Here is a 26,671-nt window from a genome sequence, read left to right as displayed (position 1 = left end):
CGCCTGCTCGCTAGAAGCGGATTTCGCGCATATGCGCCGGCATCCAGGTTGCGATATCCGGGAAGGCTATCAGCACGAAGACCATCAGGACCATGATCAGAAACATCGGGAATGCGGCGCGGGCGATGAAATTCATCTGATGGCCCGTCATCCCTTGCATCACGAAGAGGTTGAAGCCGACCGGCGGGGTTATCTGCGCCATCTCGACCACGACCACGATGAAGATGCCGAACCAGATAACGTCGATACCCGCCTGGCGGATCATCGGCTCCACCACCCCCATCGTCAAGACGACCGAGGAGATGCCGTCCAGGAAGCAGCCGAGTACAATATAGAATGCCAGCAGGGCCATCAGAAGTTCAAACCGCGTCAACCCAAGCGAATTTATCCATTCGGCAAGCAGTCGCGGCAGACCGGTAAACCCCATGGACAGCGAAAGAAATGACGCGCCAGCCAGAATGAGACCGATCATGGCGGATGTACGCGTCGCCCCCAAGAGGCTTGCCATGAACGAATTCCAGGTCAGAGACCTCTGCAGCAGGGCGAGCAAGAGCGATCCGATCACCCCGAAGGCCGCGGCTTCGGTAGCCGTTGCCAAACCCAGATACATGGAGCCTATGACGACCAGAATGAGACTGATGACCGGGATGAGGAAGCGTGAATTCTTGAGCTTCTCCGCGAAAGACATTTCCGGCTCGTCGTCCGGCGCATAGCTTTTGGAGAGCTTCGACATGACGGCAATATAGATCATGAAGAAGGCTGCAAGCACGATGCCTGGCAGAATGCCCGCGATGAACAGTTTGGTGATGGATTCGTTGATCGTCACGCCATAGACGATCAGTGTCAGCGACGGCGGGATCATCAGGCCCAAGGTGGCCGCCCCCGCCAGAGTGCCGATCACCAGCTCTTCCGGATAATTGCGGCGCCGCAGTTCAGGCACGGACATTTTGCCGACAGTCATCAGCGTTGCAGCGGATGAACCGGACACCGCGGCAAAGACCGTGCAGCCGACGACGTTCGTGTGAAGCAGCCGGCCGGGCAGCTTTGCCATCCAGGGCGAGAGCCCCCTGAACATGTCTTCGGAAAGCCGCGTTCGAAAGAGGATTTCGCCCATCCAGATGAAAAGCGGCAGCGCCGTCAGCGTCCAGGACGAAGACGAACTCCAAATGGTCGTCATCATCGCGTCGCCAACCGGGCGGTTGGTGAAAAGCTCCATGCCGACCCAGGCAACGCCAAGGAGAGAAAGTCCGACCCAGACACCGGAGCCGAGCAGAGTGAACAAAACGAAAAGGAAAATTGCGATCGGAGCGAATTCAGCGGTCATGGTTCTATTCCGTCAATCCGGCTTCGGCGCTCTGGTTGATATTGTCCCGTCGCGTGAAGATCACGGTGACGAGATTGTCGGCAAAACAGACGGCAAGGATGATCGCGCCGGCGGCAACCGGGATCTGGACGTACCACAGAGGCGTGGCGTCCAGCCCCTGGCTGAGGTCATGCAGTTTTCTGGACCAGTAAACCAGTTTGACGGCGTACCAGGCCAGATACGAGGAAGCCGCCGTGCCGACCAGAAGACACCAGAGCTCCACGAGGAATTTGCTCTTACCCAGCGCCTGAAGCAGCAGCTCCACCCGAATGTGCCCGCCGCTGTTCAAGGTGTATGCGAAAGCCAGAAAGGTAGATGCCGCCATCAGATAACCGGCATATTGCGTGCCGCCCGGAAACGTCAGGTCTGTCCAGCGCGCCACCATTTGCATGACGATGACGACAAGAAGCCCCATAAGACAGGCTGCGGCGAGATATCCGGCCAAAAGATAAAGACGGTCCAGCAAATTGCCGACCGGGTGCTTGCGAAAGGATGCGCTCATGGTGTCCCTGACACAGGTTGGAAATCAGCCCGGCGCTTTCATTCGCGCCGGGCCGCGGTCAGGGTGGGCTCATTCGGCCTTCTTGTAGGCGTCGATGATTGACTGACCCTTGGCGCCGGCCTTTTCCAGCCATTCCTTGGTCATCGTTTCACCGAAGCCTTCCAGATCCGATTTCAGCTTGTCGCCGGGCGGGGACACTTTCATCCCGTTGTCGGCGAGCGTCTTCAGATATTGAGCCGTCAGATCCTTGGCCATGGTCTCGCCGTTCTTCGAGGCCTCGGCGCCGCAATCCATGATGGCGCTCTTGGTGGCGTCGTCCAGGGCGCTGTAGGAGTCCTTATTGATGAAGACGACGTCGCGCGGCAGCCAGGCCTGAACGTCGTAGAAGTTTGTCAGGCTTTCCCAGGCCTTGGAATCCACGCCGGTCGAACCGGACGAAACGAAGCTTTCCACGACGCCGGTTGCAAGCGCCTGACTGAGATCGGCCGCCTCGATCTGAACCGGCTGCATTCCGGCAAGCGAAGCAATGCTAGCCGTCGCAGCGTTGTAGGCGCGAAACTTGATTCCCTTGAGATCAGCGGCGGAGTTTACGTCTTTTTTCGTGTAGAGGCCCTGCGGCGGCCACGGAACCGAATAGACGTAAACGAGGTTTTGCTCCTCCAGAGCCTCCTTGAGAGTCGGGAGAGCTGCATTCCAGAGCTTGTCGGAGGCATCGTAGGAGGTTGCGAGGAACGGGATTGAGTCAATGCCGAAGAGCGGGTTCTCGTTGGCATGCGCCGATATCAGGCGTTCGCCGATCGGCACCGTGCCGGTCTGAACCGCGCGTTTGATATCATTCCCGGCAAAGAGCGATCCTCCCGGATGAGTCGTGATCGTCAGCGACCCCTTGGTTGCATCGGCCACACACGTGGCGAATTTGGCGCCATTTTCGGAATGATAGTTGCTGGCCGGATAGGCCATCGGCATGTCCCAGCTCTCCGCGCGGGCCTGTACGGCGGCGAGCGCGAGCAATGAAACCCCAAGGAGTCCTATTTTCTTTATCATTTGAATGTTCCCACAAAATTCGTTGGCGTTGTTTCCGCGACTTTGAGCTTATTCATTTTTGGAGAACACGGCACCGATATTTTGCCGGAATCGCGGGCAAAACCGTCAAAGTGACGGTGGCACACCTCAAACTGCGGTTTCGCCTGGCCGTGACCGTCAATTTCCAACTTTTTGACGGGCCTCGATACTGGTACCCGTGAGGGCACCACAATGCCGACGAACTGAACTGAGGCCGGGGACGCCATGAACAAACAGGGATTACAACCGTTTATCGGCATTCTTGCGCTTGATACATCCTTCCCCAGGATCAGGGGTGATGTGGGCTGCCCGGACAGCTATCCATTTTTGTCAAAAGTCGTGATCGTTAATGGTGCCGACAGTCCGGCAATCGTCCGCGACGGCGAGCCTGATGGCGCTTTGCTCGAGCGTTTTATCGCGGCGGCCATCGAACTCGAGCGGAACGGCGCGTGCGCGATCGTCTCGACTTGCGGTTTTCTGGTCAGCGCGCAAAGGAAGATTGCCGATGCCGTCAAGATTCCGGTTATGCTCTCCGGCCTTTCGCTCTATCCGCTCGTCGCGGCATCCTGCCCCGGTCGCGTCGGCATTTTGACGGCGTCGCGCAAGGCGCTTGGACCCAACGCACTCGCAGCAGCCGGCATCGATCCAAAGCAGGTGGCCATTGCAGGCATGGATGATGCCTCCGTTTTTGCAGAAACATTTCTGGCAACCAAACAACGCCAGAACAAGTCGTTCGACCGTGACTCCATGGAACGGGCCGTGTGCAATGCAGCCCTTGACCTGCAAAAGTCGGAACCTGACCTTTCCGCCATTCTTCTCGAATGCGGAAACCTGCCACCCTATGCGCCGGCAATCCGCAAGGTGACCGGGCTTCCGGTCTTTCATCTGCTGGACGCGGCAGCTCTCTTGATGGCTGCAAACGCGAAAGACTGAGGATGCGGTCAACCGCTCGATTTGGCGGCGAGCAGCTCGACGGGGTGTTGGGCGCGCTTGCCTGAGAACCGTTTCACCTGACAGCGACAGGAGAAACCGGTAACGAGCGCGGGGCCGTTGCCTTCCTCGATCCGCTGACGCCACGACAGGTCATAAATCTTCCTCGACATTTCAGCGTGTTCACGCTCATGGCCGAAAGTGCCCGCCATGCCGCAGCAGCCGGTCGCCAACGGGTTCACAGACAGCCCGAACGCCGCGAAAATGGCTTGCCATCGGTTTGCGCTGCCCGGATCGGAGGCATTTTCCGTGCAATGAAGGTAAAGCGGCAAGTCGGTTCTATCGGACTGCAAGGTTCGCCACCGGATGCGGCCCGCGAGAATTTCGCCTTCCAGAAAGCGATCGATGGATACTATCGCGACTTTTCCGGCTTCTTGCGAACCATACTCATCGCTTTCCATTGCCTGCACGACAGGTTCGATGCCGATCAGCGGATATCCTTCTTTCGCCAAGGCTTCCAAGCGTGCCGATCTTCGGCCGGCTGCTTTTTCAAATGCACTCTTGAAGCCCAGGACGTGCTGCGCCTTTCCGTTTGGCAGAGGAGCGGTTCTCACGACGCGATATCCCAGATTTTCCAGAAGCGCTTGGCAGGCGTCGATCACGGCGCCGTCGAAAGTCGCCAGAAACGTATCCTCAACGAGAACGACCGTCCTGTCATCGGCTCCATGGCGTCTGAAGGCACCGCGCGCCGATTTCGGAGTGGAAACGTTCGGAAGATCGACCAACCCCATTGCTGACAGCAGCGGCCCTGAAATGTGCATCAGCACATTGGTAAAAGCCGGCGACAGACGCATCAGCGGCCCGAGCGTTTCCAGCCCACCCAGAAGATAATGCCGCAGCGGCCGACGGTGGCGCTGGTAATAGGAAGCCCAGAAGCGCGAACGCATGGCGGGAATATCCACCTTCACCGGACATTGCGATGCGCAGGCCTTGCAGCCGAGACAATCCGAAAGGCTTTCATGGAGAGCGGCTTCAAGTTCCGGAAGCAGCCGCCTTGCTCCTTTGGCGCGAATGCCACCGCTTTCTATATCCGACCGCAGACGCAACCATTCGCGGATGAGCGCGGCACGGCCTTTTGGTGACTTGGTTCGATCGCCAGTCGCCTTGTAGGAGGGGCACATCGCGTCGTCGAAATTGCGGTTGAAGCACTGGCCGTTGCCATTGCATCTGACCGAAAGCTCGAAACCTCCGAGCATTTTGCTGTCGATTTGCGCGTCGCGGCTCCCTCGGAAGGGGACTTCATCGATTGCCTTCAATGCCTGCTTCGGATTCGGGTTCGCGATCTTGCCGGGATTGAGAATGCCATGTGGATCGCACACATTCTTGATCCGGCAGAGGGCGTCGTAAAGCCTCGCCCCAAAAACCATCGGCACATATTCGCCGCGAACGCCTTTGCCATGTTCTCCCCAGATCAGGCCACCGTGGGATTGCGCCAGTGCCGCGACAGCATCCGACACCTTGCGGATCATCGCGGCGTCATCCGGGCGGCGCATATCTAGTGCCGGACGAACATGCACGCAGCCGACATCGGCATGGCCGAACATGCCATAAGCCAGTCCATGGGAATCGAGCATGTCGCGGAAGCCTTTGACGAACGGCCCAAGGTTTTGCGGCGGCACAGCCGCATCCTCGACAAAGGGTGTTCCCTGCCGGCTCTTGTCCATACGGCCAAGAAGGCCGACGCATTTTTCGCGCAGAGACCAGAGCTGCGAGATCACATGGGGGTCGCGAACCACGCGTTCATCGAGGACGGAGGATGGCCGTTTTTCAAAGATGGCTCCCAGCCTCTCGATGGCGCGCTCGAGTTCGGTGTCATCGTCGGCCTGCACCTCGACGAAATTCAATCCCCCGACTTTGGCTTTTCCGGAATGGGAGAGCACAGCTTCAATATCGGCCCAGACCGGATCGGACTGTGCAAGCCCGAGAATTTTGTCATCGATGAATTCGACAGCAACCGGATCAGCGGCCACCAGCCGCTCGACATCCGAAAGCGCGGCCATCGCATCGTCATAGGCGACGACCATCAGCGCGCGCAGCGGCTTCTTCTTCAAGAGACGCAAGTTGAGGCGCTTGGTCAGCGCCAGTGTACCCTCCGAACCGCAAAGCAGTTTCGAAAGGCGAAAAACACCATGATCGTCGCGTATTTCCTTCAGATTGTAGCCGGTGAGCCCCCGGTTCATGATCGGAAAAACACGCGCTATCTCATCGGTCTCGGCATCAAGAATATCCCGCAAGCTGCTGTGCAGTAGTCCGGGCAGATCGTCACGCTCACACACGGCGGCAAATCCTTCCGCATCGAGCGGCGCAGCCTGCCAGTCGCTTCCGTCTGAGAGGACGACATCCATGGAAAGCACATGATCGGATGTGCGGCCGAAAATCCGCGATCCCTTGCCGGATGCATCGGTTGCCGCCATGCCGCCCAGCGTCGCGCGAGATGCGGTGGAGACCGTCGGGCCGAAAAAGAGCCCATGTGGCGCGGCGGCGCGGTTTAGTTCGTCAAGGATGACGCCGGGCTCCACTACCGCCGTTCGAGTTGCCGGATCTATCCCCAGAATGCGGCTCAGATAACGGGAACAATCGACAATGACGCTGTCGCTCAGCGATTGCCCGTTCGTGCCCGTTCCACCGCCGCGCGCCGCAATGGCGGTTCGGGTTTCTTGAGCGGCCCGCATGATCCGGTTGAGGTCTTCCGGCTCGCGCGGGAAAAGCACCGCCTTGGGCAAACGCTCGTAGATGGAATTGTCCGTAGCGAAAACCGTGCGCTGGGCATGGCTCAATCCAAGCTCGCCGCCAAAATGCCAAGTCTCCAGCGCCTTGAGAAAGCGCTGGAGGTTACTGTCGTCTGTCGTGCCGGACAGGATTGCCTTCATTCAGGCAGCCTTGTCGACACTTGTCAGCAGGTGTGTCTGGCCGAGCGACGTCAGTGCCGCTTTCAGGCTGTCGGCCTCTGTCTTTGAATAAAGGTCGAGCTCATGGATCACCTGTGCCCCCAACGCTTCTTCGAATGCAGCCTGATTGGCTTTTTCCAGATAGTTGGATTGCGCGTCGGAACCGAGATTGGACTGGAAGATCCCTGCTGCGGAAACCGGCAGGAAATCCTCATAAACCTGCGGATCGGCGATCAAGGCACCCGAGCCGAGAAGGTCTTCGAGACTCGAGACTTGCTTGTCAGACCTTGCACCCGGAGCCACGCGATAACGGAAATAGGCGAGCTTTTCGCGACGAAGCGTCTCAAATTCATCCGGGAATGCCTCGAACTGCTTTTCGAGTTCAGCTTCGTAGGAAGACGCGTCCTCCCCCTTGCGGCCGACGGCAACCGCCCGGCGGGTCTTGCCAAGCAGTTCGTCATAAAGGGCGCGGCCCTTCGGCGTCAGAGCTATCCCGCGTTGTTCGATTTCGCCGAAACGCGCGGTGTGGGTGCCTTGGTTGCCGCCATCTTCCCCGACAAAATTGACCTTTTCCTCGAGCGCTTTGAAAGAGGTCTGACGCAGCAGGATGTCGGCCTTGCGGCGCGGTGGCCCTTCAACGATGGCCTTCGGAGCAATGCCCCGCTCCGGCATACCTTTTTGAACCGCATCGATGTCCAGTGTGCGCGGTGTCAGATGGTTAATGTGCGGGCCGCGGAAGCTGACGACATCTGCAATCAGGCGGTGGGCGTCGTGCAGCCGTTTGTAGGTATTTGCCGAAACGGTCGCCTCAGAATGCCAGCGGAATGTTTCCAGCGCTTCGGCCACGAATTCCCTGGCTTGCTCTTCCGTAAGGCCTCCGTTCTTCTCGGCGGTCGCGATCAGCTCGAGCGCGCGGTCGGTGACGATCTTGCGCTTGGCGAGAATGCCCGCCGCTTCATCCGCAAGGTTCCGGTCCTCCAGCAATTCGAGCCGGATGAGCGAGGTGAAGACGCGGAAGGGATTGCGTGCAAGCGCGGCCTCATCGACCGGTCGGAAGGCCGTCGAATGGACTGGGAGACCGGCGACCGAGAGATCGTAATAGCCGACTGGAAACATGCCCATGACGGCAAACATGCGGCGAATGTTGAACAGCTCTTCGGCGGTTCCAAGCCGGATCGCGCCATGGCGTTCGACATCGAGGCGCTCCAGCTCGTCAGCCGCTTCCAGCCGGGCCTTCAAGGCGGGATCGGCGGCAAGGACGGCTTCGTTGACGTCGCGCACCAGGTCGATCAGCGTGCCGTATTGCGGGACTTCCTTGCGGTACATGTCGGACATGGCGCTGGAAAACAATGTGCGGATAGTGTCGGAATGAACGAGGTTTGACATGGTATTCTTGTCGGTTCCGTTTCTCAGAGGTCGAACTTCACGCCCTGGGCGAGCGGCAGTTCGGAAGAATAGTTTACGGTGGAGGTCTGCCGACGCATGTAGCCCTTCCAGGCATCCGAGCCGGATTCGCGGCCGCCGCCGGTTTCCTTTTCACCACCGAACGCACCGCCGATTTCAGCACCTGACGGGCCGATATTGACATTGGCGATGCCGCAGTCGGAGCCGACTGCGGAGAGGAAGGTTTCGGCTTCGCGCACATTGAGCGTGAAGATGCAGGAGGAAAGCCCCTGCGGTACATCGTTTTGAATTTCGATTGCCTCTTCCAGCGTGTCGTAGCCGAGCACATAGAGGATCGGTGCGAAGGTTTCTTCCCGAACGGTATCGGTCTGCCGGGGCATCTCGACGAGTGCGGGCTCTACATAGGCGCCGCCCTGCGGAACATTCGTGGTCACCGTGCGTCCACCTCGAACCTTGCCGCCTTCGGCCTTGGCCTTTTCGATCTGCGCCAGCATACGGTCGCGTGCGCCATGATCGACCAGCGGGCCGATGAGCGTGGTGCCTTGGCGCGGGTCGCCGATGGGAAGCGATGCGTAAGCCTTTGCCAGCCGCTCGACCAGTTCTTCGCGGATAGAATGATGCGCAATCAGGCGGCGAAGCGAGGTGCAGCGCTGACCGGCAGTACCGACGGCGGAGAACACGATGGCGCGAACGGCCATGTCGAGGTCGGCGGAGGGGGCGACGATCATGGCGTTGTTGCCGCCAAGCTCGAGGATCGGACGGCCCCAGCGCGCCATCACCTTCGGGCCGACAATGCCGCCCATGCGGGTCGAACCGGTCGCCGAAATGATCGGCACGTCTTTCGAGGCGACGAGTGCTTCGCCGATTTCGGCGCCGCCGATAACCAGCTGAACCAGGCCTTCCGGCGCATCCGCGCCAAAGCGCTCGAGCGCGCGATCCATGATCTTCATGCAGGCGATTGCCGTCAGCGGCGTCTTTTCAGACGGTTTCCAGATGACGGGATCGCCGCAAACCAGAGCGAGCGCCGCATTCCAGCTCCACACGGCGACGGGGAAATTGAAGGCGGAAATGACGCCGCAAGGCCCCATCGGATGCCAGGTTTCCGACATCTTGTGGCCGGGGCGCTCGGAGGCGATCGTCAGGCCGTAGAGCTGACGCGACAGGCCGACGGCGAAATCGCAGATGTCGATCATTTCCTGCACTTCGCCGAGACCCTCGGAGACGATCTTGCCGGCTTCCAGCGTCACCAGCGCGCCGAGTTCCTTCTTGGAAGCGCGCAGCTCCTCGCCGAGGATGCGGACAAGTTCGCCGCGGCGCGGCGCCGGAAGCTTGCGCCATGCCTTGAAGGCGGCCTGCGATTTGGCGATGACGGCCGGCATTTCGCTCGCCGCCGTTTCCTTGACCTTGGCGATTTCAGCGCCGTCGATGGGGCTGAAAACGGCAAGCGTACCGCCGTTGAGTTCCTGCTCGCTCAAGCCAGTCGACGCGAGAATATCGTGATGGTTCATCTTTGGGCTCCTTCGAGATTACTGGGCGATCCGGCTGGAAACCGTCGCGGAAATGCGGGCAAGGCCGGCATCAAGTTCCTTGTCTGAATAGGCGAATGACAGCCGTGCGTGGCCGGGCAGTCCAAAGGCGCGGCCGGGCACAATCGCAATGCCCGCTTCATCGAGAAGCCATGCGCAGAATTCCGCGTCGGAAGAAAATCCGCATGCCGCCATGGCGCCCTCGATATTGGGGAAAGCATAGAATGCGCCATCGGGAACGGGGCATTCGATCCCGGGAACGGCATTCAGCGCACTGACGACCTTGTCGCGCCGGGCCAGCAATGTGGCGCGGCGGTCGTCCAGAAGCGCCTGATCTCCTGTCAGAGCTTCAAGCGCCGCAGCCTGAGCGATCGAGCAGGCGCCGGAGGTAATCTGACCCTGCACCGCGCCCATCGCCTTGATCAGTTCGGTCGGGCCGATGCCCCAGCCGATGCGCCAGCCGGTCATGGAATACGCTTTGGAAACGCCATTGACGATCAACGTCCGCTCAGAAAGCTCCGGTGCCACGGCGGTGAAGGAATGAAACGGGACGAAATTCAGATGCTCGTATATCTCGTCCGCCACGATCCAGACATCGGGGTAGCGCGCAAGAACCTCCGCCAGCGCCTTGATCTCCTGCCGATCATAAATCGCGCCGGAAGGGTTCGAAGGCGAATTGAGCATCAGCCAGCGTGTGCGCGGCGTGATATGGGCCTCAAGCGCGGCCGGGGAGAGCTTGAAACCCTCCGTCATCGGACACGGGACGACAACCGGCCTGCCCTCGGCCATCGATACGATGTCGGAATAGCTGGTCCAATAGGGAGCCGGCATGACCACTTCGTCGCCCGGTTCAAGCGTTGCCAGCATGGCATTGGCCAGAACCTGTTTGGCGCCTGTCGAAACGATCACCTCTTTCGGGGTGACGCCATTGATTTTGGCAATGGCGGCGCGAAGTTCAGGCGTCCCGACCGTCGCCGGATAGCGCGTCTTGCCGGCAAGTGCCGCCGCATGGGCGGCATCAACGACATGCTGCGGCGTGGGAAAATCCGGCTCGCCCGTTGCAAATGAGATGACGTCCCGGCCTTCGGCCCGCAGCACGGCCGACCGTTCGGCAAGCTGAACGATCTCGGATATTTCGAGTGATGCGATCCGGGATGCGCGCCTGAACCCGGCCGCTCCCGCCTGTACCTCAGTTTGCGGCATAGCGGGTTCCGTTCTTCGTCTTGAGGAAGGCTTCCAGCGAGATATCTTCCTGCTTCAGGAAACCGGTTCCCAGCAGAAGTTCGGCGGCCAACGCGCCAACTTTTCCAGGACCAAGAACAGCAACCTTCTCCATGTTCACCTCACGACGTTGACCCAGCTGATCGTAGCCAATTTACGCTTGAACAAAATGCCACATTTATGCATTTTTCGATGAGTATATGTAATGAATGGAACTTTGCCATGGACACGCCTCTGCATCTTCCAAGCCTTGCGGTTCTTCGCTGCTTCGAAGCTGCGGCAAAGCACGAGAGTTTTACGGCGGCAGCCGAAGAACTCGGCCTGACCCAGGGCGCGATCAGCAGGCATGTGAAGGAGCTGGAAGACCAGATCGGGGTCGCCCTCTTCCGCCGCGAGGGCCGGGGCGTCCGCCTCACCGACGCCGGGCGCAATTTTGCCGGGGAACTGCTCGGCGATCTCGACCGCTTGCGGCGGACCATAGCGCATGCCGTCGCGGCGGGAAGTTCCACTCAGTTGCTGTCGATCGCGGTCTTGCCGACATTCGGATCGCGCTGGCTGGTGCCACGGTTGCCGGACTTCAAAAGCGGACGCGAGAATCTCGAACTGGTGGTCTATAGCCGTTCCGAGCCATTCGAATTTGCCGAAAGCGGTATCGACCTCGCCATTCACACAGGCCCGAACGACTGGCCGGGCGCACAGTTGACCCCCCTTTGCCCGGAAGGGCTCGTAGCGGTTGCTGCGCCGCAGCTTGTCGAAAGGTTCGGCTTGAGCTGTGCGGAAGATGTATTCGAAATGCCGCTGCTGCATTTGTCTTCCCGTCCCTTGCTATGGGAGAAATTTCGCCAGACCATGCCGGGCGTTGATCATCCGGTGCGCAAGGGAAGTTATTTCGACCAGTTCGCGCTGGTGATCGCCGCAGCGGTTGCCGGTCTAGGGGCCGCGATCCTGCCCACCTATCTCATCGAGAAGGAACTGCAGTCCGGCGCGCTGTGTCAGGTCTCGACACTGCCGGAAACCTTTGGGCGCAACTATTACATTGCCACGCCTGCCGGCGCGGTAAAGCCGCTGGCGACGCAATTCTCAGTCTGGTTACGCAAGCAGGTCAGCCGTCCCCTCAGACTCTAGAGTATCCGTATTGACCAAGCCAGGGCTCATGAAGCGAGTTGAAGTCTCGGAGCGGGTTGCGGCGCCGAAATCGTGGCGTTTCGAGCAAATTTGCTTGCGAGTACAACCATCGTGTCGATGGTCGTGATACCTGGAATCGCCGCGACCTCTTCCACGAGCGCATCGAGGTCTTCCGCGCACGGTGTACGCACCGTGCACATCAGGCTGTAATTGCCGCTGACGGTGACGCATTCGTGAATTTCGGGATAGGATTCGAGCGTCGAAACGATCCGGCTCCAATGCGCCCGGTTGCACGTGATGAAGAGCATGGTGCGCGTTTCCTGAACATCGAGTTCAGGCCGCACGATGGCTGAATATCCCATGATCACCCCTTCGCGCTCCAGTCGGGCGATCCGCTCATTCACCGTCGATCTTGCCACGCCCAGTTTGCGGGCAAGTTCCGAGGTCGAAATTCTGGCGTCTTCTTCGAGTGCTGCGATCAGGTTCCGGTCGATCGCGTCCCGCTTGCGAATATACATGTTCTGAACCCCTCATGCTTTTTGTCAATTACACTGCCAAGAAGCCATCCTGACAAAAACCGTGGAATTCGCATTCTATCATGTATATAAGTCATGATTATGCGGCGCTTTCTTCCCTCTCTCACAGCCCTGACAGCTTTCGAAGCGGCGGCCACCTACCGCAACTTCACCCGCGCGGGCGAAGATATCGGACTGACCCAAAGCGGCGTGAGCCGGCAGGTCAGCAATCTGGAGAACTTGCTCGGCGTGCGTCTTTTTGAACGCATCGGTCCGCGTCTCCTGCTCACGGAGGCGGGGCGCAACTATCTGGAATCGATAACAAAATACCTTGACGGGTTGGAAGAGGCCTCCATCGACGCGGTGCGCGGTTCCAAATTGCAGGACGCAACACGTATCGGGGTTCAGGACAGTTTCGCCAGCCAGTGGCTGGTGCCCCGCATGGCCGGGTTCATGAAGCGATTTCCCGATACGCAATTCAACATGGTGCCGACCACGGACACCCCGGATTTTTCGGAGAACAACATCGATGTCGCAGTGCTGCGCGGCCGCGGTGCATGGACCGATGCGCATGCCTACAAGCTTTTTGAAGAGATGATAACGGTTGTCGCCGCCCCGTCTCTGATACCAAAAGGAGAGAAGCTGGAGCCGCAACTCTACAATAAATTTCAGAAAATTCAGAACGCGCGCCGCCCCGACAGCTGGCTGCGCTGGCTGGAAGCGATGAAGATGGCGCATGAAGGGCCGATTTTCGGCCCGCGTTTCGCCCAAACAACCATGGTCATCAAGGCTGCGGTCTCAGGCCTGGGGCTGGCCGTCGTCCCTATGGTCATGGTCGAAGATCTGTTGCGGGATGGGCAGTTGCATTGTCCGTTTGGAGATCCGGTGCCAAGCGGCTACAGCTATTTTGTCGTCTATCCGATGAACAAGGGCGTTTCAAAACGCGTGATGGATTTCCGCGACTGGATTATTTCCGAAACCAGACGCCTGCGATCGAAAACGGCCCGAAGCGTCTCGCCGACAGTCTGAAGCGCTCATTGTCCATCGCCATGTCGACGCATCCGGCAATCCGGAATCACGCTGCCCTTTTCCGGCCTGAAGCTTAAGAAGCTCGGCGGGTAATGAAACGCTCCGGATTGAACGGCGCCGCATCGATGGCCGGCGTCTTACCTTCCATGAGATCGGCGAGAACAAGCGCCGTGCCCGGGCCGGTGGCAAAGCCGATATGCTGGTGTCCGAAGGCAAAATAGATATTGCGGCTCGATGGTGCCAAACCGATGGCCGGCCGGCTGTCCGGGAACGTCGGACGGCGGCCGAGCCAGGATTCGTCCTGGACCGGTTCCCCCAGGAAAATGGCTTCACGCGCCGCCTTTTCCGCCTGCTTCAGCTGCCGGTCGGATTTTGGAGCGTCGCAGTCGGCAAGTTCCACCCCCGTCGTCAGGCGGAGACCTTGTGTCATCGGGGCGAGCACATAGCCGCCGGTGGTATCGTAAACAGGCCGCATCAGTCGTTTCCGGTTGGAACGAGAATCGCCGGAAAAATGCATATGATAGCCGCGTTCGTAGGCCATCGTGACATCGTAGCCCGATTGCTTGAGGAAATTGCGCGACCAGGGCCCAAGGCAGACGATGAGCTTGTCTGCACGCAGTGTCTCACCGGAACTCAAGCGAGCTTCCGTTCCGTCGTCGTTTTCGGATATTCTCTCGACCCCTGACTGAACAAAGACGCCACCCGTCTCGGCAAAATGCCGGGCATAGCCGGCGACAATAGCGCCGGGATCATTCACCGAATAACTTCCCTTGATCCAGAGCCCGTGCTTGAAAATCGGCATCAGCGCCGGTTCCAGCTCGGAAATCTCCTGCGGGCGCAAGTGCGAAACAGGCACTTCATACGCGGCAAGCGTTTGCCTCAAGAGGGCTGTCCGTTCAAAACTCTCCTGCTCCCGGTACAGAAAGACCCAGCCCTGATCGGAAAGGTGCCCCCGCATTCCGGTTTGATCGAGAAGCTGCAAATGTTTTTCGATGGAAAGCCGGATCAGCGAATCGAGCGCCTGCGTTGTCTTTCGAAACACGTTTGGCCGGGATGAAAGCATGAAGCGTACGGCCCATTTCAGATTGGCTGCCAGAAACCAGGGATCATAGCGCAAGCCGGCACCGCGATTTCCTATGAGACCCGGGAGCTGCGAAAGCAGCGTGGGATTGTTGATCGGCATGAGTGAAGACCGCGCCAGAACGCCGGCATTGCCGTATGACGTTTCTCGGCCGGGCTCACTTTTATCAAGTAGCGTGACCTTCGCCCCGCGTTTCGAAAGCTCGAGGGCGGTGCTGACGCCCACCATGCCAGCTCCCACGACAATGATCGATTTTCCCGTGACGCTCATGGGCTCTTGGCTTTCTGTTGCTTTTCTTGAGCTGCACAAGCCCTGGTGGCGCGCCTTGCGCAGGCACAAGTTCAAGTCAGAGATACTGGATTTCGGCCGCCTCGAGGCTGAGAGGATCGTGCCCGCGTTTCGTCAGCCACGAATAGACCGGCGGCACGCGATCGGCAATCGACTCGACATGAACGTCAATGAAGCAGGGTCCTTGTTCATGTGCGAACGCCTTGGCGAGCGCGTCGTCGAGCTCGTCCGCCGACCTCGCAGTCCATGCCTTGAGATCGAACGCCTCTGCGATTGCCTGCCCGCGCGGCGGCGTGAAATCGACACCGAAGCACTGATTGTGACCCTTGAGACGGTGCAAACCCTTGATCCAGCCAAAATGCCCATTGTTGAAAAGGATCAGGATTGCCGGAATTTTCAGGCGCACCAGTGTTTCCAGTTCTCCAACGGTCATCCCGAACGAGCCATCGCCGAACATTCCGATAGGACGCCGCGTCGGATCAGCCCGCCAGGCCCCTACCGTTGCCGGAAGTGCCGATCCCAATCCGCCAAACGCGCGCGGGATCGCAAATCGCGTACGGGGATCGTTGATCTTCAGGAAACGCGTCATGTGCGGGGTCGGCGTGCCGGCATCGGAATAGATCAAAGCCGGCTTGCCGGATGCTTCCAGTGCCTGATTGAAGCAGCGCACGGCCCGCTCGGGGCGCAGGGGAACGCTGCTTTTGCTCAGAAGGCTTTCAGCATTTTCCCAGAAGTTGGAGCGCATTTCGTTGAGATGGTCGATCCACGGCTGATAGTGTTCTCCGGTGAAGCTGCCGGGTATGGCGGTCAACAGATCGTTCAGCACGAGCTTTGCATCGCCGGCGATCGAAATCACGTTTTCATAGTTGTTCGCCATGATTTCAGGATCGATGTCGATCTGCGCGACGCGTTTGTTCAGTGTGATCTTCGGAAAGGTCCAGCCGATGGTGACGACAGATCCCATCTTCGAGCCGACGAAAAGCACGAAATCGCTTTCCTCCATCGCCCGGTTTGCATGGGGGTGATACCCGTTGTCGCCAATCACGCCGATGGAAAGGGTGTGGTCGTCGGGCATCGTGCCCTGGCCAGTCATGGTCGTGCAGACCGGGATATTCAGCCGCTCGGCGACGGCGAGAATATTGTCGCCGGCGCAGGAGCGGATGACGCCGCCGCCCGAAACGATCAATGGACGCTCGGCTTTGGACAGCTTCTCGAGAAGGCTCTCCACCAGTCCGGGCGCGGGCCGTGTCGGGAATGCCGGGAAGGTCTTGCAGTCTTCCTCAATGTGCAGCGAAACTCGGGCGGGATCGACATCCGCCTTCAACATGTCTTCCGGGATTTGCAAATGGACCGCGCCGGGCTTTCCGGAGCAAGCTGCGCGGAACGCGCGGCGAATGATTTCCGGCAGTTTTTCCGCCGACTTGACCTGAACAGACATTTTGGTCACCGGCTCGAAGAGCCTGGCGCAGTCGAGCTCGGTCAGTACGCCGCGCCCTTCGCCGGGCAGCGGAATGTCGATGGTCAGCAGGATGACCGGCACGGAAGATGCGTTCGATTCCGCAATCGGCGGGAGCGAATACATTGCGCCCGCGCCGGACGGACATTCCACGATCCCCGGCTTGTTCGTGAAACGTCCATAGGCGTCCGCCATGAAGCCGGCGGAGCGCTCGTCGCGCGCCATGACATGCGTGATCTTGTCCTCGCGCATCTGCAAGGCTTCGTAGAGCGGCACGTTCGTATCGCCGGGCACCCCGAAAATCGTGTCCACGCCATAGCCGATCAGCATCTCGACAAGAATGTCAGCACCCTTCATGATTCACCAGTTCCTCAATCGCCTTTTCAGCAATCTAGGAGGAACGCCTGCCGCCACCTACAGGCAGATTGGCGGATAAAGTTTGACGATCCGGCGATTTGGCGGCACCACAACTTGGCCATCTGGATGCGATTTTGGCGCTACGGACCTGCCCCTGAACTTTCATCCGGCTGCGATTATGAACCGCTCCAGGTTTGAACCGCTATTAAATACGCTGCCTGACAGCCGTGAGGGTTGAGCCGATTCCGGCATTCATACGGACGGTGGGCGATGTTCGCGAAAGGCGGTCGCAAGCGTCCGGAGCGCCTGACGGGATTTGGCATCAGAGAGCGTGGAAAGCAGCACGATCGCCGAAGAGGGAAGCGGAGGAAGTCCAAACCGCTCGGTGACTTCCATCGTTCCGGCCGGGGCAAGCCGGCAGGAGAAAACGGCGGTAGCCAAACCGGCAGCGACCGCATCTGCGACGACGGAGGAGCCGCCCCCGAGGAATACCTCCGTCCAGGCGATGCCCGCCGCATCGAGTGCGCGCGTGGCGATGTCGCGAACGCCGCAGGATGGCGACAGCGCGGCTAGACGTAGCGGCTCGCCTTCGCGATAAACGAAGGTCGGCGTCGCGAACCAGCCGAAATGTTCCGCTGCCAGCACCTGGCCGTCGCGCCGGTCATCCTCTCGCCGAATGATCGCCGCATCGATATCGCCGCGATCGAATGCGTCCAATAGATTGCGGGAATTGTCGAGCCTGACTTCGATGGTGAGCGCAGGATCGTGCGCATTCAGGCGTGCCAATAGCGTCGGGATCTCCGGGCCTGCGACATGGGTGGCGATCCCGAGTAAAAACCGGCGGCGGACCGAGGAGAGCCCCGCGATGGCGCGATCGTGCGCCGCGAGCAGGTCGCGCGCCGAATCGAGAAACACCGCGCCTTGGGCCGACAACCGCACAAGCCGCGGTGTGCGCTCGATCAGCTTTAGGCCGAGACGCTCCTCCAGTCGCTTCAGCTTGACGCTGATCGCGCCCTGCGTGGTGCCAAGCACCTCTGCAGCGCGGGTGAAGCTTCGGTGGTCTGCGATGGTTACGAAGGCCTTGACGGCATCGACGTCCAGAGCGGTCATTCCAGTCATCCGATTTTGTTGTCTTTGAAATATCAAATCATCCCATATTCGAATGATCAAGCGACATCTATGTTGAGCCGCACTGCAGCAGGCGAGCCGGATACGCTTCAGTGACGTCAACACCGGACTTCGCCGTCGCCACTCGTAACGTCGAAAGGCCGAACCATGATCCCAGCTTTCACCCGCCGAAGCACGATCACTTTGGCTGCAGTCTGCCTATCTTCACTCATGTTCGGTCTGGAGATCTCCAGCATCCCGGCGATCCTGCCGACACTCGAGCAGGTGCTGCACGCTGATTTTCCGCAGTTGCAATGGATTATGAACGCCTACACCATCGCAGTGACGACCGTCCTGATGGCAATCGGAACATTGGCCGACCGCTACGGGCGCAAACGAATCTTCCTGATCGCCATCGCCGCATTTGGCGCCACGTCACTGATTTGCGGGCTGACCGGCAATGTCTCAGTGCTGATCCTCGCTCGGTTCCTTCAAGGCCTCAGCGGTGGCGCGATGCTGATCTGCCAGATCGCCATACTCTCTCATCAGTTCCGGGAGGGGCAGCCACGCGCTGTCGCTTTCGGCTGGTGGGGGATCATCTTCGGTATCGGTCTCGGTTTTGGTCCGATCATCGGCGGTGCGATCGTTGCGGTATCGAGCTGGGAGTGGGTTTTCCTCGTCCACGTGCTGCTCGGCGCTCTGACGTTCATCCTCGCCCTCGGCGGTGTTCAGGAATCGAGAGACCCGCAGGCAAGCAGCCTCGACATCGCCGGCATGGCGACTTTGTCGCTGTCCGTCTTCTGTCTCGCCTTCTTCATTACGCAGGGACCGGAACTGGGCTTCACCAGCACGGCAGCCCTTAGCGTTATCGGGATTTCGATCGGAAGCTTCATCGCCTTCCTCGTAGCCGAAAAGACCAGCCAGCGGCCGATGTTCGCCTTCTCGGTCTTTCGCATTCCCGCGTTCTCCGGCGCCATTATCGGCTCGGTGGCGATGAATATCAGCTTCTGGCCTTTCATGATCTATCTGCCAATCTGGTTTCAGGCGGGACTCGGCTACGACAGTGTCTCGGCTGGTCTGGCATTGCTCGCATACACGCTTCCGACGCTCGTCGTGCCGCCGCTTGCCGAGAGGCTTTCGCTTCGATACCAGCCTGGTGCCATCATTCCCGCCGGTCTGTTCACGATCGGCCTCGGCTTCATCCTGATGAAGCTGGGCAGTGCGGCGACTCCGGCGAGTTGGCTAACGATGTTGCCGGGCTGTGTGCTCGCCGGCGTGGGGCTGGGCTTGACCAACACGCCTGTCACCAACACCACGACTGGCTCAGTACCGAGTGAGCGCGTCGGAATGGCGTCTGGCATCGACATGAGCGCCCGGATGATCTCGCTTGCGCTCAACATCGCGATCATGGGCTTCATCCTGGTCAGCGGTGTGCTCGCACATCTTAAGGAGGCACTGCCGACGCCATCGGATACAGCGCATCTGCGTTCTCTTGCAGAGAGGATTGCGGCCGGCAGTGTCGGTTCTGTCCCGGAACGTTCCGGCGCCTTGATCCACGAAGCTCTCGCCCAGGGCTTTGGCTGGGTGATGCTCTACGGCGGCGTTGGCGCCTGGGGGCTCGCTCTCTTCAGCTTTCTCGTGTTCCGGCATCAGACACGTCGCCCAGGCACCACGCCGCAGACAGGCGAGGCAGTGCCATGCACCAAATAGCCTCTAGCAGGTCCTGCGGTGCAGTCGAAGCGGAACCTCCGAGGGCGGGCAAATTACCTTTGGTTCGCCGCCGCAGGTGTCCTCGTAAGGCTGTTCGGGCCTTCGCCCTGCCGGCCAAGACCATGGCTGTCGCCGAATGATGAGGAACACGTGGCAAATGGGACAGCCATGGCGTTTAGCACCGATGGTTAGATCTGGTCGAATCGGGATCACAGAGAGCCGTTTGATGCGCTCATCGGAATCGAAGCCGGGGCTGCAACAGGCAAAATCCGTCAGTCGTCCCGGGCCGCTATTTCGCCGTGATGGCGCCTGTCATCGACGGGTGAATCATGCACCTGAAATCGTGCTTGCCGGCGACGGTAATCTTCACGGTCGCAGTCCTGCCTGTAGCAAGTCTTCCAGTGTCGAACGAACCGTCCAGTGCGGTGGCTGTATGGCGGATGGAATCGGCGTTGGTAAAGGTGACAGTGTCGCCGACCGCGACTTGAAGCCTCGCCGGACTGAATTTCATTCCCTTGATTTGGACCGTGTGACCCGCGGCATAGGCCGGCAGCGCAAGGACAAGCATGACAAACGTAAGAGCAATGCGCATCTGATTGTTCCTCCTCGTCCAGTGAGGTAGCGATATCCTGCCGCCCGGATCTTTCTTCGACAAGGCCCGTGACGGCTACGCCGACAAGGTATCACTTGGCGAGCAGCACAAGGCCACCCCTTGGTACGCAGCAGGATAGCACTCAATCGTCCGTGCCGGTAGGATCGACATCACGCGATCAACCAACGCCGTGCTGGTGCACCATCTCGACCTTCGCTTTCGCAAGCTCGAGCGGCCCATGAAACAGACCGCTCAGGCAATGCGACCGAAGTCGTGCCTTGTCAGCTCGCTTCCGCCTGCCGTACCGGCGACTGCGTCCAGCCAGGCAGCCATTCCCGGTGGGCGAGAAGCAGATCGTCGACGAGCGACCATATCTGGTCGAGGTCGAGTTCGGCGGCGGTGTGCGGGTCCATCATCGCGGCATGGAAGATGTGCTCGCGATTTTCCGTCATCAGGGCGGCGACCGTCAGCTCCTGGACATTGATGTTGGTGCGCATCAGCGCGGTCAGCTGCGGCGGCAGCGTGCCGACGGACGTCGGCTGGATGCCGCTGCGGTCCACGAGACACGGCACCTCCACCGCGCAATTGTCGGGCAGCGAGGCAATGCAGCCGTTATTGCGCAGATTGCCGTAGATGACAGAAGGTTCGCCGGTCCAGACCGAGTTGATGATCGACGAGGCATACTCCTTCGACGGGCTGACCTCGATCGTCTCGGCCGAGCGATAGGCCTCTGCCTGGCCTTTCCAGCGCTCGATCTGCTCAACACAGCGCTTCGGATATTCGTCGAGCGGAATGCCGAACCTCTCGATCAGGTCCTCGCGCCCCTCCTTGATGAAGTAGGGCGTATACTCGGCGAAGTGCTCCGAACTCTCGGTCACGAAATAGCCGAGCCGCGTCAGCATCTCGTAGCGCACCTTGTTCGGGCAGCGCGGGTTCCAGCCGGGCTTCGGCGCCCGCCCCTCGCGATAGGCGCGCACCAGTTCCGGGTAGAGATTGCGATAGCTGCCGTCCGCCTGGCGGTGCTCGAACTCCAGGAAGAACGCCATGTGGTTGATGCCGGCCGAGCGGTAGCGGATCTCCTCATATGGGATGTCGAGATCGTGGGCCAGTTCATGCGCCGTGCCCTGCACGGAATGGCAAAGTCCCACCTGGCGGATCGCCGGGTATTTCTCCGCAATCGCCCAGGTATTGATCGCCATCGGGTTCACATATTGCAGCATGATCGCGTCGGGGCAGACCGCAAGCATGTCCTCGCAGATCTTCCAGAGGTGCGGCACGGTTCTCAGGCCCCGCATGATCCCGCCCACCCCGAGCGTATCGGCGATCGTCTGGCGCAACCCGTATTTCTTCGGGACCTCGAAATCCGTGACGGTGCAGGGCTCGTAGCCGCCGATCTGGAAGGCGACGACAACGAAATCGGCACCGGCAAGCGCCTTGCGCTGGTCGCTGTAGGTCTCCGCCCTCGCCTTTACCCCCAGCGTGGCGATCAGCTTGTTGACGACGAGCGCGCTCTCTTCGAGCCGTTGCGGATCGATATCCATCAGCGCGATCGTCGCGCCGGCGAGCGCCGGGCGCTGCAGCACGTCGCCGATGATGTTCTTCATGAACACCGTCGAGCCCGCACCGATGAATGTGATCCTGGGATGTCCTGCCATGTCTTACCTCCGGCAATGGGAAATCATGCGATATCGGTCAGGGCGAGTTCCACGTCTTGGAATTCACGAACACAAAGAATGTCGGTGGCAAGCTCCCTGGTGAGGCCGATACGGCCGGCACCGATGATAGCGATTTTGAAACTCACTCGTCACACCCTTCTTGCGGAGATCAGACCACGACCGACGACGACAATTGCAGGATGACGATTCGTCGGCGGCGCGCAGCAGACAGGCCTGAAATCCGGTAATTCTGCGGTGTTCCCTTTCGGAAACTCGCTCCTCTGCTTCTCCTGTGACCGCGATTATGCGTATATTCCCGGGCGGGACCAGAGAAGGATTGTGCTATCATGGGTAATTTTGTGCTGCAGAATCTTCTCGACTTCGGGCCGGCAAGCCGCACCGTGTCACTCCCCAGGGGACGCCAGAGCCTGCACACCATGCCGACCAGTTGCGGTTACGAGATCCGGCGCGGGGGAGATTATGACTGGGACGGACGCAAGCGCGGCCTCGCCCCTTTCACAGTCCTGCAACACACCATCGGCGGGCGGGGAAACCTGCGCTACGAAAACCGGACGATGCACGTTCGGCCGGGCGAGACGCTGCTTCTGCTCGTCCCGCACAATCACCGCTACTGGCTGGAAAGGAATGAGACCTGGGAATTCTTCTGGATCTCCATGAACGGCGAGGAGGCACTGCGCATCCATCGCTCCATCCTCGCGATGACCGGTCCCGTCCTGCGGCTGAAGCCCGAGACGATCGATCAACTGGCGCATTGCTGTCACCGGCTGGTGACCGGGGCGGAAACGCCGGGAGCGGCGTCTGCAATCGCTTACGGGGCCGCGATGGCGCTTTATGACGACGTCTTCGGCTCTCATCCGACGTTCGCCCAGGATTACCGCGCCCTCCAGCACGTCCTCAGCCATATCGAGAACCACCTCGATCAGAGTCTCACGGTCGGCGAGCTCGCGGCCGTTGCGGGTTTGAGCCGTGCCCATTTCTCGCGCATCTTCACCGCCAGCGAGGGCCTGCCGCCGGCGGAATTCGTCCTGCAGAAACGCCTCCGGCGAGCGGCGAGGCTGCTGACCAAGGCGGCTGAGATGCCGATCAAGGAAGTCTCCGCCCTCTGCGGCTTCGACGACCCGAACTACTTTTCAAAAGTCTTCCGCCGGCTCTACGGCACGAACCCGAGCGATTTCAGGACCAGCGGCATGTATGCGAGCGTCGCAAGCCCGATGGCAGGCAAGAAACAGCAAGCCGCCCCGGCAGGCTGACCGGGCTCGCCGATCGGGGCGAAGACGGCCATCGCCCTGATCACACTCGTCGCATCAATGTCGCCAATACCGCTGCGGCACGGAGGAAAACAGCGGGCACTTTCCGTCGCGCCAGCCTCGATTTCGCTTCGTCGCAGTTGCACCTCCTCGATGCGGAGACGAAACGGAGGCTCTGACCGGCTTCCTGTGGCGAAACGTCGGTGTCGGCGCTCAGCCTGCCCTCAATGCGCGCGCGCAGGCCTGAAGCTGCTCAAACGCGCGAAAGCGCCTTTCATGCGTATCGGCAATCGCACCGCCAGCCGGCTCGCAGGTGCCGGAGACACCGCACAATGCTTGCATTGCCGACGGCATGTCGGTGAAGACGCCGGATGCGACTGCGCCGAGGATGGCCGAACCGAGCAGCACGGGCTCCTCCGCCCGCGGCGCCACCACTGGCTTGCCGCAGGCGTCGGCGAGGAGCTGGCGAACGAGGTCGCTCTGACCCGCCCCGCCGCTGATCACCACGCGCTCGACAGAGGCGCCTGCCTGTGCCTGGGTCTCGAGGATCTGCCGGAGTCCGTAGCCGATCCCACAGAGGCCGGCCACGTAAAGCGCGACGAGGTTGTCGAAATCCCGCTCCATGCCGAGCCCGGCGATCACCGCACGGGCATGTGGATCGGCAAACGGCGCCCGGTTACCGAGGAATTCCGGCACCACGTGGATATCTCCGGCCAGATCGACGGCATCGGACAGCTTCGCCACGTTCCCCGCCGCCGACCCCGCCATCAGGACCGGAAGAGCGATCGCGCACTCGCGGGCCCGTGCATTCGCCTCCGCAGCGGCCGGGTGGAAGGAGAGCAACTGGTCGATTGCGGCACCGGCAGCACTCTGCCCGCCCTCGTTCAGCCACATGCCGGGAACCATCGCCGAATAATAGGGTCCCCAGACGCCGGGCACGAAGACCGGCGCCTCCGTCGAGGTCATGGTGCAGGATGAGGTGCCGAAGACATAGGCGAGGTTTTCGGTCGGACGACTGCCGACACCCACCGTGCCGATGCCGCCGGCATGGGCATCGATCATGCCCGCCGCGACCGCGGTCCCCGGCTTCAGGCCCATGGCATGGGCAGCGTCTTCCGTCAGCCCCTCACCCAGTCTCGTGCCGGGCGCGACGATCCGCTTGCCGATGCGCTCGAAGCCTTCGGCGGCGAGTTCGGGAAGGCCTATCCGCTCGAAATAGCTCTGGTCCCACCGGCCCTCATGCGCGAGATAGGTCCACTTGCAGGTGACGGTGCAGGTCGAGCGCGCGAGATCACCCGTCGCCTTCCAGGTAAGGAAGTCGGCGAGGTCGAAGAACTGCCACGCGTCTTTGAAGGTCTCCGGCCTGTTCTCCTTGAGCCACAGGATCTTCGGCGTTTCCATTTCCGGCGAAATCCGCCCGCCGACATAGCGCAGGACATCGTGACCCAGCGCGTTGATGCGCTCGGCCTGCTCGACGGCTCTGTGATCCATCCAGACGATGATATCGCGGTCCGCATCCCCGGACGGACCGACTGCGAGCGGAACACCACCTTCGCCGAGCACGACCAGCGAGCAGGTCGCATCGAAACCGATGCCGATCACCGTAGCGGGATCGATCCTGGCTGATGTCACGACCTCGCGGACGACCGCACAGACCGCGTTCCAGATTTCCGTGCTCGATTGCTCGACGATCGCACCAGCCTCGCGGAACAGCGAGATATCGCGCTTGGCGACGGCGAGCATATTGCCGGAAAAATCGAAGAGCCCGGCACGCGCACTGCCGGTGCCGACATCGACGCCGATGACATGGCGCGCGTCTCCTGTCCCTGACATGGTTTCCTCCTCGGTCATCGTCACGGCTCGAAACATCGAAAGGTCATGGGCTTGAAGCTGATGTCGGTCACAGGTCGACGCTGTTCGGCAGGATCACCAGATCGCGGATGGTCACGTTGCGCGGCCTGGTCAGCATGAAGAGGACGGCATCCGCCACCTCTTTCGGCATCATCAGGCTGCCGTTGACGAGCGCCTCCTCCATCTTGGCCCTCGGCCAGTCGTCGACCCTCCCTCGTCAACCAACCTCGTCGATTGTGTATCGTCGCTCAATCGAAGAAGCATCAATTGCCACTTTCGCTTCTTGATGTCGAGGTGGTTCTGAAAGAAGTGATTCGTGGATGAGGACGACCGGCAAAGAAGAGGATGATGATGATTCATAAACGTCCACCGCCCTTCGGCCTGCTTCAGCAGGAGCAAATTTCCATTCACGCTCGCCGGCTGAGTTCACTCACTGGAACCGCTTGATCTGGTCGGCGCCGGCCGGCGCAAGGCCCATCTCCTCAAGCAAGCGCCGGACGGCGCCGGCTGCTATGATTTCTCGAGGTGGAGAGCCTCGCTGCAACGGCGAGCCGAAAGTCCACCCCATGCCTTACAGAAGGGGAGAACTCGTCCGTGATAGACAGTGCCGAAGGACTGCCCGAGACATTCTGTTGACTTTTGTCAGCAAGAATGAATAATGTCAAAATCAATTCATGAAAGGCCACCATGCCCATCCGTGCCGCTGATCAGATCATCCACAAGGCCGCCTGGCTCTACTACGCCCATGGCCTGCGCCAGGACGAAGTCGCCCAGAAGCTCGAGATCTCCCGCGCCTCAATTGCAATGTATCTGCGGCGCGCGCGCGAGATGGGCATCGTGACGATCACCACCTCGTCGGAACTCTTCTCCAACGACGTTCTGGCCCGAGAACTCGAGGACGCGACGGGACTGACGTCCGTCTGGATCGTGCCGGAGGACCGGCAGGCGCTTGATCCCGCAGCGGAGATGCCGGTGGTAGCGGCGGCGGTCTTTCTGGAACTCATCAACAAAGGTGACCGGATCGGCGTGGCATGGGGCCGCACCGTCTATCATATCGCCGATGTCATGCCGTTCGCGGACCTTCGGGGTGTCACCGTCGTGCAGCTTTGCGGCAATCTTGGTGCACCCTATTCCTATCGCCCCGACCAGTGCACGACGGAAATTGCCCGTCGCCTGAATGCCGAAGGCATCAACCTCTATGCACCTCTGGTTCTCTCTTCGGAACGGCTGGCTGATGAACTGCGCGCCGAGCCGGTCATCCGCGAGCAACTGGCAACCATTTCAGACTGCCAGTTGGCCCTCTACTCAGTCGGAGGAATCGAAGACGACAGCCATCTCGTGAAGTGCGGTGCACTTTCTCCGGAGGACATGCACGGGTTGGGGCAAATGGGCGCCGCCGGCGTCATCGCCGGACAACTGATCGACCGCGATGGCAATTGGATGGATTGCCAGCACAACCGCCGCTGCATATCCGCCGACCTCGATTCCATTCGCGCGATCAGGAAGCGCATGCTGGTCGTGCAGGAAGAGAACAAGTTCGAGCCGCTGGTGGCTGCGTTGAAAGGCGGCTTCGCTTCGCATCTCGTCGTCACCGAATCGATGGGACGGCGGCTCCTCGATCGCTGGAGCCGGGAAGGACTCGGCAAGGGTGGCTCGGGCGTCGCCTGAGCACTGACGTTTG

General features: G+C 60.3%; 22 protein-coding genes and 1 pseudogene. 6 read left to right on the top strand and 17 right to left on the bottom strand.

Going from position 1 to position 26,671, the window contains the following annotated elements:
* Positions 1–10: 10 nt before the first annotated feature.
* The 3 genes from NHF53_RS16235 to NHF53_RS16225 all read right to left on the bottom strand — a co-directional run bounded on the left by NHF53_RS16235 (position 11) and on the right by NHF53_RS16225 (position 2,909).
* Positions 11–1,324, bottom strand: a complete 1,314-nt coding sequence (locus NHF53_RS16235; RefSeq protein WP_252835176.1) for a TRAP transporter large permease — start codon at positions 1,322–1,324, stop codon at positions 11–13.
* A 4-nt stretch (positions 1,325–1,328) separates the two neighbouring features.
* Positions 1,329–1,865 carry a TRAP transporter small permease gene (locus tag NHF53_RS16230; RefSeq protein WP_252835175.1) on the bottom strand — a complete coding sequence of 179 codons (537 nt, stop codon included), beginning with the start codon at positions 1,863–1,865 and terminating at the stop codon, positions 1,329–1,331.
* 69 nt (positions 1,866–1,934) lie between these two features.
* A complete protein-coding gene (locus NHF53_RS16225) occupies positions 1,935–2,909 on the bottom strand; it encodes a TRAP transporter substrate-binding protein (RefSeq protein WP_252835174.1) in 975 nt (324 codons plus the stop codon).
* Positions 2,910–3,152: 243 nt separating this feature from the next.
* Here NHF53_RS16225 and NHF53_RS16220 point away from each other — a divergent pair, with 243 nt between their 5' ends.
* Positions 3,153–3,860, top strand: coding sequence for an aspartate/glutamate racemase family protein (locus tag NHF53_RS16220; RefSeq protein WP_252835173.1), 708 nt, complete (start codon positions 3,153–3,155; stop codon positions 3,858–3,860).
* 8 nt (positions 3,861–3,868) lie between these two features.
* Here NHF53_RS16220 and NHF53_RS16215 read toward each other — a convergent pair whose 3' ends face one another.
* The 5 genes from NHF53_RS16215 to NHF53_RS16195 are packed head-to-tail and all read right to left on the bottom strand — an operon-like array spanning position 3,869 to position 11,071.
* Positions 3,869–6,787, bottom strand: coding sequence for an FAD-binding and (Fe-S)-binding domain-containing protein (locus NHF53_RS16215; RefSeq protein WP_252835172.1), 2,919 nt, complete (start codon positions 6,785–6,787; stop codon positions 3,869–3,871).
* Entirely contained in the window at positions 6,788–8,191 is a 1,404-nt protein-coding gene (locus NHF53_RS16210; protein WP_252835171.1) for a VOC family protein, read from the bottom strand. It lies immediately after the preceding gene.
* A gap of 23 nt (positions 8,192–8,214) precedes the next feature.
* A complete protein-coding gene (locus NHF53_RS16205) occupies positions 8,215–9,717 on the bottom strand; it encodes an aldehyde dehydrogenase family protein (RefSeq protein ID WP_252835170.1) in 1,503 nt (500 codons plus the stop codon).
* A gap of 18 nt (positions 9,718–9,735) precedes the next feature.
* The gene (locus NHF53_RS16200) at positions 9,736–10,938 is read right to left on the bottom strand and encodes a pyridoxal phosphate-dependent aminotransferase (protein ID WP_252835169.1); all 1,203 of its coding nucleotides are present in this window, start codon (positions 10,936–10,938) and stop codon (positions 9,736–9,738) included.
* Positions 10,925–11,071: a hypothetical protein gene (locus tag NHF53_RS16195; protein ID WP_252835168.1), complete on the bottom strand. Its 147-nt coding sequence runs from the start codon at positions 11,069–11,071 to the stop codon at positions 10,925–10,927. Before NHF53_RS16195 ends, NHF53_RS16200 begins: the two co-directional genes overlap by 14 nt.
* Before the next feature lie 65 nt (positions 11,072–11,136).
* Here NHF53_RS16195 and NHF53_RS16190 point away from each other — a divergent pair, with 65 nt between their 5' ends.
* Positions 11,137–12,081 (top strand): LysR substrate-binding domain-containing protein, encoded by a 945-nt coding sequence (locus NHF53_RS16190; protein ID WP_252835167.1) that lies wholly within the window; start codon positions 11,137–11,139, stop codon positions 12,079–12,081.
* A 26-nt stretch (positions 12,082–12,107) separates the two neighbouring features.
* On the opposite strand, the gene NHF53_RS16185 is transcribed toward NHF53_RS16190, so the two are convergent.
* Entirely contained in the window at positions 12,108–12,599 is a 492-nt protein-coding gene (locus NHF53_RS16185; RefSeq protein WP_114363406.1) for an Lrp/AsnC family transcriptional regulator, read from the bottom strand.
* 99 nt (positions 12,600–12,698) lie between these two features.
* Here NHF53_RS16185 and NHF53_RS16180 point away from each other — a divergent pair, with 99 nt between their 5' ends.
* Positions 12,699–13,625, top strand: coding sequence for a LysR substrate-binding domain-containing protein (locus NHF53_RS16180; protein WP_252835166.1), 927 nt, complete (start codon positions 12,699–12,701; stop codon positions 13,623–13,625).
* Positions 13,626–13,698: 73 nt separating this feature from the next.
* Here NHF53_RS16180 and NHF53_RS16175 read toward each other — a convergent pair whose 3' ends face one another.
* The 3 genes from NHF53_RS16175 to NHF53_RS16165 all read right to left on the bottom strand — a co-directional run bounded on the left by NHF53_RS16175 (position 13,699) and on the right by NHF53_RS16165 (position 17,917).
* On the bottom strand, positions 13,699–14,976 hold the full coding sequence (locus NHF53_RS16175) for an FAD-binding oxidoreductase (RefSeq protein WP_252835165.1): 1,278 nt from the start codon (positions 14,974–14,976) through the stop codon (positions 13,699–13,701).
* 76 nt (positions 14,977–15,052) lie between these two features.
* On the bottom strand, positions 15,053–16,807 hold the full coding sequence (locus NHF53_RS16170; RefSeq protein WP_252835164.1) for a thiamine pyrophosphate-binding protein: 1,755 nt from the start codon (positions 16,805–16,807) through the stop codon (positions 15,053–15,055).
* A 252-nt stretch (positions 16,808–17,059) separates the two neighbouring features.
* Entirely contained in the window at positions 17,060–17,917 is an 858-nt protein-coding gene (locus NHF53_RS16165) for a LysR family transcriptional regulator (RefSeq protein WP_252835163.1), read from the bottom strand.
* Between the two features lie 165 nt (positions 17,918–18,082).
* Between NHF53_RS16165 and NHF53_RS16160 the strand changes: the two genes are divergently transcribed.
* Positions 18,083–19,624: an MFS transporter gene (locus NHF53_RS16160; RefSeq protein WP_252835162.1), complete on the top strand. Its 1,542-nt coding sequence runs from the start codon at positions 18,083–18,085 to the stop codon at positions 19,622–19,624.
* Between the two features lie 289 nt (positions 19,625–19,913).
* Here the strand turns inward: NHF53_RS16160 and NHF53_RS16155 are convergent, their stop codons facing one another.
* From NHF53_RS16155 to NHF53_RS24100, 3 genes are all read right to left on the bottom strand, one after another.
* Positions 19,914–20,216, bottom strand: coding sequence for a cupredoxin family copper-binding protein (locus tag NHF53_RS16155; protein WP_114363411.1), 303 nt, complete (start codon positions 20,214–20,216; stop codon positions 19,914–19,916).
* Positions 20,217–20,497: 281 nt separating this feature from the next.
* On the bottom strand, positions 20,498–21,871 hold the full coding sequence (locus NHF53_RS16150; RefSeq protein ID WP_252835161.1) for an alpha-glucosidase/alpha-galactosidase: 1,374 nt from the start codon (positions 21,869–21,871) through the stop codon (positions 20,498–20,500).
* Between the two features lie 23 nt (positions 21,872–21,894).
* Positions 21,895–22,017 (bottom strand): hypothetical protein, encoded by a 123-nt coding sequence (locus NHF53_RS24100; protein ID WP_256481281.1) that lies wholly within the window; start codon positions 22,015–22,017, stop codon positions 21,895–21,897.
* Positions 22,018–22,218: 201 nt separating this feature from the next.
* Here NHF53_RS24100 and NHF53_RS16145 point away from each other — a divergent pair, with 201 nt between their 5' ends.
* Positions 22,219–23,142 carry an AraC family transcriptional regulator gene (locus tag NHF53_RS16145; RefSeq protein ID WP_252835160.1) on the top strand — a complete coding sequence of 308 codons (924 nt, stop codon included), beginning with the start codon at positions 22,219–22,221 and terminating at the stop codon, positions 23,140–23,142.
* 210 nt (positions 23,143–23,352) lie between these two features.
* Here NHF53_RS16145 and NHF53_RS16140 read toward each other — a convergent pair whose 3' ends face one another.
* Both NHF53_RS16140 and NHF53_RS16135 read right to left on the bottom strand, forming a co-directional pair.
* Entirely contained in the window at positions 23,353–24,972 is a 1,620-nt protein-coding gene (locus NHF53_RS16140) for an FGGY-family carbohydrate kinase (RefSeq protein ID WP_252835159.1), read from the bottom strand.
* Positions 24,973–25,039: 67 nt separating this feature from the next.
* A pseudogene (locus NHF53_RS16135) lies at positions 25,040–25,198 on the bottom strand (glucose dehydrogenase); the annotation flags it as partial.
* Between the two features lie 479 nt (positions 25,199–25,677).
* On the opposite strand from NHF53_RS16135, the gene NHF53_RS16130 reads away from it, so the two are divergent.
* Complete coding sequence (locus NHF53_RS16130) at positions 25,678–26,658, top strand: sugar-binding transcriptional regulator (protein WP_252835158.1); 981 nt, start codon at positions 25,678–25,680, stop codon at positions 26,656–26,658.
* The last annotated feature ends 13 nt before the right edge of the window (positions 26,659–26,671 follow it).

The sequence above is a fragment of the Ciceribacter sp. RN22 genome (assembly GCF_024054295.1).
In the GTDB taxonomy this organism is placed as follows: domain Bacteria; phylum Pseudomonadota; class Alphaproteobacteria; order Rhizobiales; family Rhizobiaceae; genus Allorhizobium; species Allorhizobium lividum.
This window is presented reverse-complemented; position numbering and strand designations above follow the sequence as displayed.